Source organism: Novosphingobium sp. 9U (assembly GCF_902506425.1).
In the GTDB taxonomy this organism is placed as follows: domain Bacteria; phylum Pseudomonadota; class Alphaproteobacteria; order Sphingomonadales; family Sphingomonadaceae; genus Novosphingobium.
In genome coordinates this window covers 2517513-2529092 of record NZ_LR732469.1, presented here as the reverse complement: position 1 = coordinate 2529092, position 11580 = coordinate 2517513, and the positions used below count along the sequence as shown (strand labels likewise).

10 protein-coding genes are annotated in these 11580 nt (G+C 63.9%); 6 read left to right on the top strand and 4 right to left on the bottom strand.

The features are described from left to right. The first annotated feature begins 7 nt into the window (after positions 1 to 7). Complete coding sequence (locus tag GV044_RS11800; RefSeq protein WP_159869799.1) at positions 8 to 640, top strand: class I SAM-dependent methyltransferase; 633 nt, start codon at positions 8 to 10, stop codon at positions 638 to 640. Positions 641 to 642: 2 nt separating this feature from the next. Then, positions 643 to 1278, top strand: coding sequence for a hypothetical protein (locus GV044_RS11795; protein WP_159869796.1), 636 nt, complete (start codon positions 643 to 645; stop codon positions 1276 to 1278). A gap of 41 nt (positions 1279 to 1319) precedes the next feature. On the opposite strand, the gene GV044_RS11790 is transcribed toward GV044_RS11795, so the two are convergent. Then, positions 1320 to 2975: an aminotransferase class III-fold pyridoxal phosphate-dependent enzyme gene (locus GV044_RS11790; RefSeq protein WP_236554893.1), complete on the bottom strand. Its 1656-nt coding sequence runs from the start codon at positions 2973 to 2975 to the stop codon at positions 1320 to 1322. A gap of 47 nt (positions 2976 to 3022) precedes the next feature. Between GV044_RS11790 and asd the strand changes: the two genes are divergently transcribed. Next, positions 3023 to 3907: an archaetidylserine decarboxylase gene (asd, locus tag GV044_RS11785; RefSeq protein ID WP_159869790.1), complete on the top strand. Its 885-nt coding sequence runs from the start codon at positions 3023 to 3025 to the stop codon at positions 3905 to 3907. Here asd and GV044_RS11780 read toward each other — a convergent pair. Next, positions 3885 to 4319 (bottom strand): hypothetical protein, encoded by a 435-nt coding sequence (locus tag GV044_RS11780; RefSeq protein ID WP_159869787.1) that lies wholly within the window; start codon positions 4317 to 4319, stop codon positions 3885 to 3887. The two genes, asd and GV044_RS11780, sit on opposite strands and share 23 nt — an antisense overlap. Positions 4320 to 4451: 132 nt before the next feature. Between GV044_RS11780 and GV044_RS11775 the strand changes: the two genes are divergently transcribed. Both GV044_RS11775 and GV044_RS11770 read left to right on the top strand, forming a co-directional pair. Then, positions 4452 to 5123, top strand: coding sequence for a hypothetical protein (locus GV044_RS11775; RefSeq protein ID WP_159869784.1), 672 nt, complete (start codon positions 4452 to 4454; stop codon positions 5121 to 5123). A gap of 140 nt (positions 5124 to 5263) precedes the next feature. Then, positions 5264 to 6187: an iron-containing redox enzyme family protein gene (locus GV044_RS11770; protein WP_159869781.1), complete on the top strand. Its 924-nt coding sequence runs from the start codon at positions 5264 to 5266 to the stop codon at positions 6185 to 6187. A 234-nt stretch (positions 6188 to 6421) separates the two neighbouring features. Here GV044_RS11770 and GV044_RS11765 read toward each other — a convergent pair whose 3' ends face one another. Both GV044_RS11765 and GV044_RS11760 read right to left on the bottom strand, forming a co-directional pair. Then, a complete protein-coding gene (locus GV044_RS11765) occupies positions 6422 to 7345 on the bottom strand; it encodes an MBL fold metallo-hydrolase (RefSeq protein ID WP_371741597.1) in 924 nt (307 codons plus the stop codon). 49 nt (positions 7346 to 7394) lie between these two features. Next, entirely contained in the window at positions 7395 to 9806 is a 2412-nt protein-coding gene (locus GV044_RS11760; protein WP_371741596.1) for a TonB-dependent receptor, read from the bottom strand. Between the two features lie 747 nt (positions 9807 to 10553). Here GV044_RS11760 and GV044_RS11755 point away from each other — a divergent pair. Further along, entirely contained in the window at positions 10554 to 11579 is a 1026-nt protein-coding gene (locus GV044_RS11755; protein WP_371741595.1) for a putative urea ABC transporter substrate-binding protein, read from the top strand. Position 11580: the final 1 nt, after the last annotated feature.

The following is an 11580-nucleotide window of genomic DNA, read 5'->3' as shown; positions in this document are numbered from 1 at the left end:
CGAGTTCATGCAGACGGCAAGTGTTGCGGCAGCCTACGACAAGTGGGCGCCGGTCTATGACCTGGTCTTTGGCGGCGTCTTCGCCAACGGCCGCAAGCAGGCGATCGCCGCCGCCGAAAATGCTGGCGGGCGCGTGCTGGAGGTGGGCGTGGGCACCGGCATCTCGCTGCCCCACTACGACAAGCGCACGCGCTTAGTGGGCATCGACATCTCCGAAGCCATGCTAGACAAGGCCCGCCGCCGCGCCCGCGAACTGAAGCTCGAGAACGTTGAAGAAATCGCCGTCGGCGATGCCGAGGCGCTGGTCTATCCCGATAACGCCTTCGACGTGGTGGTGGCGCAATACGTCGTCACCGCCGTGCCCGATCCCGAGCGTGCGCTCGACGAGTTCGTGCGCGTGGTGCGGCCCGGCGGCGAAATCGTCATCGCCACCCGCATCAGCGCCAACGGAGGCGTGCGCGACACCATCGAGAAGGCACTGATGCCGATCACCAGCCGGCTGGGCTGGCGCACCGAATTCCCGTGGTCTCGCTACGAGGCCTGGGCGGCGCGCAACGGGCAGGTCCGCCTGCTCGAACAGCGCCCGCTGCCGCCGCTCGGCCACTTTTCCCTCGTCCGCTACCGCAAGCTGCAAGGTTGACCATGCAACAGTCCACCCCTTCGTCCCGCGGCAAGATCGCCCGCTTCCGCGAACAGCTCGCCGAGCAACGCTGGGACGATCACCGCTTCTATCACCACAGCCTGGTCAACCAGAGCCTGCACTTCGTCAGCGCCGCGACCTTCATCGTCGCCTATGCGATCATGTGGAAGGAGCCGGCCTTGGCCGCGCTGCTTGGCTGGGGCGTGGCGATGACCAGCCGCCAGGCCGGCCACTTCTTCTTCGAGCCGCGCGGCTACGACCACGTCAACGACTGCACGCACGAGTACAAGGAAGACGTGAAAGTCGGCTACAACTTGGCGCGCAAGGTGGTGCTGATGGGCTTGTGGGCGGCGTGCCCAGTGCTCCTGTACCTGCAACCCGACCTGTTCGGCGCCTTCGAGCCGCACGACGGAGCGATGCAATACCTGGAGCACTTGGGCTTGATGTGGCTGGCGCTCGGCATCGGCGGTCTGCTGTTCCGGGTCGTGTGCCTGTTCTTCATCCGCGATGTCGAGACCGGGTTGGTTTGGGGCATCAAAATCGTCACCGACCCGTTCAACGATTTCCGCCTATACTGTCGCGCGCCCGCGCAGTTGGTGCGCCAAGTCGCGCAAGCGAGAGCGACGAAGCTGGAATGAGGAATCCGTCGACCCGAGCGTTGCCCGGGCCGACGTGCATCTCACCGCAGCAGATGCCGCGCAAACTCTCGCACCAAACCGCTGCGCAAAGCCCGGCGTCCATCACCCTCCGGCGACCACCACCAGCCGTCCGCCTGCATCTTGCGTGCGGCCACAACGATCCGGTCGGCCACCTCCGCAAACTCCGCGTCGCCATAGGCCAGGCTGAAGATCAGCCGCCCGGAGCCGACCCAGCTCAGCGCCAGTCCTTCCGCCCTCAGGTAGAACTGCAGCATCCAATGATAGCGCGAGGGCACCGTGTGCCAGAACGTCCAGATCGTGCCCAGATTGGCCACCCGCACCGGCACGCCCTCTGCGGCAAGACGGCCATTGAGGCTGACCGCGCGCACATTCCAGCGCTCGTCCACATGCTCATAAAGCGCCCTGCCCTCCTCGCTGTCCATGTGCCGCAGGAACGCATCCATCGCGCCCATGACGTACGGGTGCGAGTTGAAGGTGCCGCGCGCGAAGCAGATGTCGGCGGGGCGCTCCTCCTTGAAGCGTTTCATCAGCGTCGCCTTGCCGCACAGAACGCCGACCGGCAGCCCGCCGCCCAGCGTCTTGCCATAGGTGATCATGTCCGCCTCGATCCCGAAGTACTCGCAGGCCCCACGCGGCGCGAGGCGGAAGCCGGTGAACACCTCGTCGACGATCAGTACGATCCCCGCCTTGCGGCAGGTCTCGGCCAGGCGCCGCAACCACGCCGAGTACGCGGCGCGTTCCACCCGCCCGTCCTTGCGCCCGCCGACCAGCGTGGAGTCGCCCGGCGCTCCGGCGTTGGGATGCATCGCCTGCAGCGGGTTCACCAGCACGCAGGCGATGTTCTTGCGCGTGGCGAGCACCTCCAGCGTCGCCTCGCTCATGTCGGCCAGCGTGTAGGTGCGATCGGCCGGCACCGGGTTGCCGACTCCAGGCTGCACGTCACCCCACCAGCCGTGATAGGCGCCGGCGAAGCGCACCAGGTGCGAGCGCCCGGTGTGATAGCGCGCCAGCCGCACCGCCTGCATCACCGCCTCGGTACCGGACATGTGGAACGACACCGCGTCGAGCCCCGAGATCGCCTTCAACCGCCGCACGTTGTCCGCGACGACCGGATGGAGGCCGGGGAGCGTCGGCCCGAGATCGGCGGTGGTTCGCATGCCTTCCGCAACCATGCGGCGGTAGGCATCGACGCCCAGCAGATTGACGCCGTACGAGCCGGTCAGGTCATGGAACCGATTGCCGTCGAGATCGGTGAGCATCACGCCCTCCGCCGCCTGATAGAAGCTGCCCGCACTCAGCCGTTCGCGCACCACCGGGCTGAACTGGAACGGCACGCGGTAGGTGCCGGTGAACTCCAGGTCAGGGATGCTGTCGCGGATCTCGGCCGTGTAGGCATGGGTCTTGGCGAACCGCTCGGCATAGAGCGCGGACAACCTATCGAGCGCCGCGCGGCGCCGGCCGATGATCTCCAGCGGCGCTTCGTCGGCGCGGAAGAACTCGTCTGGCGTCAGCGCATAGCCGGGCACCAGCCCCGCCACGCGCTTGGCCATGCGCACGTGCCCGGTCAGCGAGCGATGCTTGGCGCGCGAGAGCCGCAGCCGGTCACGTGCCTTCTCCGCCCCGACGATCGCTGCCGCCGTACCCAGAAGCGTCCACGCCCACTTGCCTTGCTTCAACTCGTATCCCCTGTGCTTGGCCCTGAGCCGGGGCGGAAGGACCCACAATGAGCCTGCGTTCCGCATTGATGCGCGTCGCTGCCCAGGAGGACCTGAACTTCCTCCTTACCAACCGCATCCCGCGCCATGCCGCGACCCGCTTCATGGGCTGGTTCAGCAAGCGCGAGCACCCGTTGGTGCGAACAGCGTCCATCGCGCTATGGCGCTTGTTCTGTGACGTGGATTTGACGGATGCGGCGGAAAAGCACTTTGCGAGCCTCCATGCCGCCTTCATCCGCCGCTTGCGGGATAGTGCGCGCACAGTCGACCGAGACCCTAACGTGGTGATCTCGCCCAGTGATGGCATCGTCGGCGCCTTCGGCCGCATTGCCGATGGGCAGGTGTTTCAGATCAAAGGCTTTTCCTATCCCATTGCCGACTTGCTCGGCAGCGAAGCAGATGCGCGAGAATGGCGCGATGGCTGGTTCGTCACGCTGAGGCTGACGGCGGGCATGTACCATCGCTTCCATGCCCCGCACGACCTCACCGTCGAGCAAGTGCGGTACATCTCCGGCGACACATGGAACGTGAACCCGATCGCGCTCAAACGGGTCAAGCGGCTGTTCTGCAAGAACGAGCGCGCGCCCATCACGGTCCGCCTCGGCCATGGTCCGCGCATCGCGCTAATACCTGTCGCGGCCATATTGGTGGCCAGCATCCGCCTGCCGTTTCTGGACGAGAGCCGCAACGTACGGGCCGGCGGCGAGGGCGTGCGCGGTTTAAGCGCGCGCTTCGCCAAGGGCGAGGAGATGGGCTGGTTCGAGCACGGCTCGACGATCGTCCTCCTCGCGCCGGCCAGCTGCCCGCCCGTCGCAAGCTTGCGCGAGGGCGAGCGGATCGCGATGGGTCAGCCGCTGCTGCGTATGGAGGTCAGCGCTTTTCCAGCGGCATGATGTAGACGTCGAGGTGGCGCAGCTTGCCGGCCTCGTTGAACTCGTAGATCGTGACGGTATTCGACACGTCCATGACACCGCCGTGCGTGTTGCGCTCCTCCAGCTCGAGGACCACGAGCCCCGGCGTCTCGGTGACGCGGCGCAGCGTGCCCTCCCACGTCGTGCCCGCGCCGTATTGCGAAATGTAGGACTTGTAGGTGGCCCAGCCGAAGGTCTCAGCCTGCGGACCCAGAAACATGCCCTGCCGCTCCCACGCGTCGACATCGACGAGTTCCTCGATCGGCGCCCAATCCGCATCGGTCAGTGCGCGCTGCTTGGCTGTCTCGACAAGGGCACTGAACGCCTCGCTATAGGCGATTACCTTTTGCGTCAGTCCGGTGAACTGGCTGGAATGCGGCATCTCGTTGGCCATGGTTCTCTCCCGTTTTATCTTGTTGCGTCGGAGTATTGCGCGGCCTCGCGGTGCCGGCAAGGCTCCAGCCATCGGCTCTCCCTCCATCGCTTGGGCGTTGACGCGCACCCTGGCAGATGATCGAACAGCGTGGTGACCGACCTACCTCAAGAGCCGAACCCGCCCGAAACAGCGCCCGCCGCACAGACGCAAGCGGCGGAAGCAGCCGCGGCCCGGCGGCGTTGGATCACCTTGGCCGAAGTGCTCACCGTGATCGCCGTCAGCATTTCGGGCCTGACCTTGTGGAACAGCTGGAGCGAGCGGCGGCACACCGAGACGACGCGCCAGGACGAGGCACGCCAGGCCTCCACACGGGCTCAGACTTTGGTGCTCACGGCAGCGACCACCAGCGACGATGCGCTGACGCTCAAGCCGAGCGACGACGATCAATCGGTTCAAAGCCAGCGCGTGGCCTTCCCCTCCGCCCTCGGCATCGCGCAGGCAGAGACCACCGGCGAGCCGCGCATCGAGAGCGGATGGTTCGACCGCTCGCTCGTCAAGGCGCGCGAGAAGGCGGGCATGCCCGACGAAAGCCGGGGCGACGAGCGCTTGCCGGTGGCGATCACCACTCGCTTCTTGGTCGACGGTAAGCCGCATCAGGACGTCGCCATATACGACCTTGGCTATACGATCCGCGGGCGATGGCTGAGCGGACATAGTCTCACATTACGCGGGATCTCACTCGTCTCGCGCGTCCGTGAGGGCAGCTCCCAGGCCGCGCTGGACGCGCGATGGAACAGGCTCTTCCCGCGCAGCAACAAATAAGCGCGCCGTCCCGTATCGATCTTCTCCAAGGCACGGCTCACCCGTCCGGGCAAAGATCGGGGGGAACCTGCCCGCTGCCCCCGGCGTTTGCCTGCGAGAGAAGAGGAATTCGTATGCAGACCGGGCACTTAACAAATATCATGACGCGACGACAGGCAGCTCCTGCGGCGCAGGAATGTTTTTCCGATGAGTTCCAGCGCGATCTGGCACGCTGGAACCGTACCCGGTTGGAGCCGCAGTTTCCCGACCAGGATTGGCGCGGCACGATCGATAGCGACGCGCGCATGCTGCAGCTTGAAGGCGAATTCCTCGAAGCGCTACGCGCGCAGGTTCAGGCGGAAGCTGCACGTGCGCCGACCGACCCGGAAGCCTTCATCGCCTGGTTCGAGCGGCTGATCGAAACCGGTCCCGGCCAAGGCGACCCCCTGTTCCCCTGGATTGCCGAGCGCGCCACGCGCGACGAGATCCGGTGGTTCTTCGAGCAAGAGGCCGCTGGGGAAGCTGGGTTCGACGACCTCGTCGCCTATACGCAGGTCAAGCTGCCCGACCAAGCCAAGCTGGAACTGGCGCGTAACTACTGGGACGAGATGGGCCGCGGCAATGCCAAGGGCATGCATGGCCCAATGCTGCACAAGATTTCCGACGTCCTCGAAGTACGGCCTACTATCGAGGGCACGGTGGGCGAGAGCCTGGCGCTTGCCAACGCGATGACCGGCATGGCGACCTCGCGCCGGTATGCCTGGCACTCGGTGGGCGCGCTCGGCGCGATCGAGTTGACGGCACCGGGCCGATCGGCGGCGGTCGCGCAAGGGCTGCGTCGGATCGGCCTGAGCGGCAAGGAGCGGCACTACTTCGACCTCCACGCTGTCCTGGACGTGAAGCACAGCGAGGCTTGGAACCAGGAAGCCCTGCTGCCGCTTGTGCGCGAAGATCCGCGCCGGGCCATGGCCATCGCCGAGGGCGCGCTGATGCGTCTGACCTGCGGCAAGCGCTGCTTCGATCGCTATCGCAAGCACCTCTGGGGCGCTCAAGTGGCTCCACCTCAACTGGCATTGCTGAACTGAGTATCGCATAGCGAGCATGCGGCGGTAATTGCTGGCATGTTTCGATAAGCTCAGCTTAGTCGGTGATAGGGTAAACCTTATTGTCTGTTCACGTGGCGGTGTGTGAGAGCCACCTCAGCGTCACTTCGTGATGCCTTGGTTGTTCGCAGCCTCGGTTCATCTACAAGGCGGTTCAGCCCAACACTCTCCAGGCTGAGCTTGTCGAAGCCTTCTTCGGGTTGGCGGCTCCGCCTCCTATCCCGCGGGCCGCGGCGGGACCGGATAGAGAATGAAATCATGATGCACGTCGACCTTCGGCGTGCTGCCCTGCTCTGCCGCAGCGCGCTGAAGCTCGGCAATGGTTGTGGGTGGAAGCGCTAGCCCATGCTCCGCCGGGTGCGTCGCAGCCTTCATCGGGTAATCTTGCCCAGGGTTCGTGGTCATCTCAATATGCGCGCCCAGCAAGGCGCGGATGGGATGGGTGCTGGCGAATGCTGCGAGCCGGTCGGCGCTGGCTCGGAAAACTTCCATGCGATCGGTCGGCACGTAGAGGCGTCCGGGGTACAGCATGTCTCCCGAGAATAGCAGCTGCGTGCGCGCGTCGTAGACAATGATGTGCGCTGGTTCGTGCCCCGGCGTCGGGATCACGTCGAGCACGCGTCCACCCAGATCGACGCGACCGAGCCCGAGCGGCCAGTCCGTCACACCGAAGAACGCGGCGACTTCAGCGGGTTTCAGGCCGACGACGGTGGTACCGGGACGACTGCTGAACTCGTCGTCGCCGGCATGATGATCGCCATGACTATGCGAGTGCGCCACCACCAGCGGGATCGCTCGGCCGCCGCGCTGCTTCTCACGCGTAGCGATCAGGCGATTGATAGTCGGTCGGATCTTGAGCCCGCCGGCCCCGCTGTCGATCAGCAGCGCGCGTTCCTTCCCGAACAGGAGGTACAGGAACGGCGCCTCGAAGTTGGTGCGAACAGACTGGCGAATGACATACGTGTCCGCGTCGATCCGCTGCACCTGCGTCTCGGGCTCGCTTGCGGCGGTGCCGTCGATCCAGTGCACGAAGCGAGGCGGCTGCATCGGTGAAGCTGCGCCGGTAAGCAGGAGTACGGCAGCGCCAGCCAACATGGCACGCACCGCCGCCGGATGTTTCTCGACAGGCTTCTGGATCACGAGGAACTCCGCAAGGAAAGGGGCGCCGGCGGAACCGGCGCCCTTGTGCTCAGTAGTGGAAGCGCATGTCCACGCCCACGCGCCGCGGCGTCAGCACGCTGCGAGCGTAGTACCGCTCCACGACGTCAGTGCGTACCTGGTTGTACGAACTGATGTCGTTGCTGATCGCCGTCACCGCATACTTGTCGAAGATGTTGTCCGCGAAGAGGCCGATGTCGAAGTGCTCGCCGCGGTAGGTGATCGCGGCGCGGTGCGTCAGGTAATCGGGAATGACCTCGCCGTTGCCGCGCAGGCCGACACGCGAGTAGATGTTGCCGGTGTAAGTGGCAGCCCAGTTCGCCTCGATCGAAGCGCCGTTCGCCAGCGGGTAGGTGTAGGTCAGCTGAGCAGACCCTTGGTGCTTGGTCGAACCCGGCAGGCGATCGCCATCGAATGCGCCATAGGGCACGCCCTGGCTGACGATCACGTCGGCGGCATCTTCGGTCAGGTGTGCGTCGGTGTACGAGTAGGTACCCTGAAGTGAGAGTTCGGGCGTGATCTTGAACTCACCCGTGAACTCGAAGCCCTTCGAGACTGCCTTGCCCGCATTGACCGTGATGCCCACCGCGCCGTTGATGGTCGAGCTGGGCACCTGGATGCCGGTCCAATCGACATGGAACGCGTCGACGGTGAACTGCAGCCGCTTGTCGAGCAGCGACGCGCGCACGCCGACTTCGATGTTCTTGGTCTTGTCGGGACCGAACGAAAGCTCGTTCGGCAATGCGCAGACGTTCTGGCCAGGCGGCAGCGGCTGAATACACGGCGCTACCCGGTTGACGTTACCCGTGCGATAGCCGGTGCTGTACGTACCGTAGACCAGCAAGTCATCGTTGAACTTGTACGAAGTATTCAGCTTGTACACAAAGCCGTCGTCGTCGGTCTGGCCCGAGCGGATGCGGCTGGGATCGAAGACGACGAGCGGGTAAGGCGTCCGACGACGGCCGCCGCTGGTCAGGGGGGTGTCGGTACCACCCTCGGCGAAGGCCTTATACTTGTAGTAACGAAGGCCGCCAGTCACCTGCCAGGCATCGGTGATGTGGAAAGTCGCTTCGCCGTAGCCCGCATATTCCTTGGTGCGCGTGTTGACGAACGACATGTATTCGAGATTGTCGGGACGATAGACCCCGAAGAAGTCGGGCAGGCCAGGCACGTATTCGCGATATTGCGAGCCGAAGCGCATGTTGTTGTAGAAACCGCCGATAACCCAACTGAGCGGGCCGCCATGGGTCGAGACCAGGCGGACTTCCTGGTTGAACTGGCGGCGGTTGGATGCCGACGTGTTGAAAGAGGAAAACTGCGGAAACTCTTCGTAGCCATAGTTAAGATCGAGCAGCAGGTCAGTGTTGTCGCTGATCTGGTCGATCTTCTGCGTCGTCCAGGCAGTCGTCGAAACGATCTGCGCGAAGCCGCCCAGGCCGATATTGAATTCGGCCGCATAGAGGTCCGAGTTTCGGCTGGAAGGTTCGAGATAGCGCGTCGGATTCTCGTACTTGCCGGTACCCAGCACGCCAAAGCCGTTGCTCTGGCCACCGTTTGTCTTGGTCTCCTGGTGCGCGTAGGTCAGGAAGGCCTTGATGTCGGGATTGAGTTCCAGCAGCAACTGGTTGCGCGTGGTAAAGGTGCGCTCGTCATTGACGTCCTTCTTGGAATAGAAGTTCGCCGCCCGCTGCTCGGGCGTGCCCAACGAGGCATCGGCACCGTTCTCGCTGCGGCCGGGCTGCGGATCGGAGATGCCTGGCTGCAGAAGCAGCGCATTGTTGTCGATGAAGCCGGGGTTGTTGTAGTAACCGACGGTGGTGCGGAAGGCGACATGGTCGGCGAGGATCGGGATGTTGACCGCGCCGTCCATGTTGAAGCCCGGGTCGTTGGCATGCGCCATGTCGAACACACGCCCATGCGCTTCGACCTCGAACTTGCTCGGATCCGGCCGGTTCGGGATGTAGCGCACCGCACCCGCCAGAGTACCGAGGCCGTAGAGGGTACCCTGTGGGCCCTGCAGGACTTCGACGCGGTTGATGTCGATCAGCTTGAAGTCGAGGTAGAGCGGCACTTCGCCCAAATAGACGCCCAGCGAACTGTTGTAGTTCGAGCCGCCGCTGGCGTCGGCGGACGAGATTCCGCGCAAAATGATGTTGCCGGTCGAGCCTGGGCCGGTGTCGGTCACCGTCATGCCCGGCGTGAAGGCCGCAAGGTCCTGCACGTCGTCGATGCGGTTGCGCGACAGCTGTTCCTGCCCGACGGCGCTGATGTTGATCGGCACGTCTTGCAGCGTCGTCGAACGACGCGTCGCGGTGACGACGATCTCGTTGGCACTGGTTTGCGTCGCACCGTCCTCGGCTTCCTGGGCCAAGGCTGGGGTGGCAGCAGAACTCATCAGAATGGTCGCACAGAGCAACTTGGTGCGGATAGTCTGTTTGGTCACGTCGGCCCCCTCATGGACAAAAGCCTGTTGTGACATCTCACTCCCGATATATCCGGTGTTCCGGTGATCGTTTGCCGATCTTGTTCAAACTTTTTTCATATAGCAAGACAGTAAGTCGTCAGTATTCACGTGCGATCTCGCGTAGAGATCGCAGGATGAATTCGGTGGACGCCAGAAGGCGACCTGCAAGGTCAAGTAGTTCGTGGCGCGCAGACGTGTTAAGTTGCGCACAGTCGATCTAACCGCAAATGTCCTCCGGCGATCGTCCGGAGGGATCTACCAGCCGGATTCGCAGCAAGCCTGGTTGCGCTTGCCGCTCGGCCATTCTGGTCGATTTCCATGTACGGTATCGATATTACGGATAGCGTCAAGCGTAATAACGACAGATGTGTCATACACATGCTGCAGTGCGGAAATGCGTGACTTTCGACACACTGCGCGCATAATCGGTCAGCGATGATGACGGTCGTTCGACGGCAAATCGCCTCGAATCGGCATTAGGTGATTCGAGTGCAGGACTGCACGCGCCCGGGATCAAACCCGCAGTCCGCCTACGCTCCCGATGCTGCGGCGACGCCCTGGCCTTTCCGCACGCCCGCAGAAAAGTATTACAAAATCAGCTGAACGTAATATCAGTGCTGGACAAGGGAGCGATCCCGAATGATGCTGCACTGCGAAAGGGGACGAATCATGGTGCTGAGGTCGCGGGGCAAGACAAGCCGGATCACACTTGCTGCGAGTATGCTCATGCTGGCATCCTGCTCGGGTCAGAGCAGCGCGCCGCAGCAGCGTAACGAGTTCAACATCGGCTGGTCGATCTACGCCGGCTGGATGCCATGGCCCTATGCGCAGCAAGCGGGCATCGTGAAGAAGTGGGCTGACAAGTACGGGCTCAAGATCAACTTCGTCCAGGTCAACGACTACGTAGAGTCCGTCAATCAATACACCGCCGGCAAGTTCGACGGCGTGACCGTTACCAACATGGACGCGCTGACCATCCCCGCCGCGGGCGGCAAGGACACCAGCGCGATCATCGTCGGTGACTATTCCAACGGCAACGATGGCGTCATGCTCAAGGGCGGGGACACGCTGAACGCGATCAAGGGCAAGTCGGTCAACCTGGTCGAGCTCTCAGTCTCCCACTACCTGCTCGCCCGCGCCCTCTCCACCGCGGGCATGTCGCTGACCGACGTCAAGACGGTGAACACTTCGGACGCGGATATCGTCGCCGCCTTCGCCAGCGCGGATAGCCAGGCCGCCGTCGCTTGGAACCCGCAGCTTTCGGTGATGAAGGGCCAGGCCGGCGCCAAGGAAGTATTCAGCTCTGCGCAGATCCCCGGCGAGATCCTCGACCTGCTGGTGGTCGACACCGCCACGATCAAGGCCAACCCCAACCTGGGCAAGGCGCTCGCGGGCATCTGGTACGAGACGCTGGCACTGATGAAGCAGCAGGACGCCAAGGGCAAGGAAGCACGCGCGGCCATGGCCAAGCTCGCTGGCGCAACGCCGGAGTCCTTTGACAGTCAGCTGTCGACCACATACCTCTACGCCGACCCGAAGGCCGCCGTCGCTGCAACAGCCTCGCCCGAGATCATGACCAACATGAAGCGCGTGCGCGACTTCAGCTTCTCCAAGGGGCTGTTCAAGGGCGCGACCTCGGCCGACGCCGTGGGGCTGAGCTTCCCCGGCAACAAGACGCTCGGCGATGCGCAACACGTGACGCTGCGCTTCGACAGCACGTTCATGCAATCGGCTGCCGACGGCAAGCTGTGAA

Bases quoted from the DNA above. Each gene is read 5' to 3' on its own strand.
- GV044_RS11795 (WP_159869796.1), top strand. From the start codon at position 643: ATGCAACAGTCCACCCCTTCGTCCCGCGGCAAGATCGCCCGCTTCCGC.
- GV044_RS11800 (WP_159869799.1), top strand. From the start codon at position 8: ATGCAGACGGCAAGTGTTGCGGCAGCCTACGACAAGTGGGCGCCGGTC.
- asd (WP_159869790.1), top strand. From the start codon at position 3,023: ATGAGCCTGCGTTCCGCATTGATGCGCGTCGCTGCCCAGGAGGACCTG.
- GV044_RS11780 (WP_159869787.1), bottom strand. From the start codon at position 4,319: ATGGCCAACGAGATGCCGCATTCCAGCCAGTTCACCGGACTGACGCAA.
- GV044_RS11770 (WP_159869781.1), top strand. From the start codon at position 5,264: ATGACGCGACGACAGGCAGCTCCTGCGGCGCAGGAATGTTTTTCCGAT.
- GV044_RS11755 (WP_371741595.1), top strand. From the start codon at position 10,554: ATGCTGGCATCCTGCTCGGGTCAGAGCAGCGCGCCGCAGCAGCGTAAC.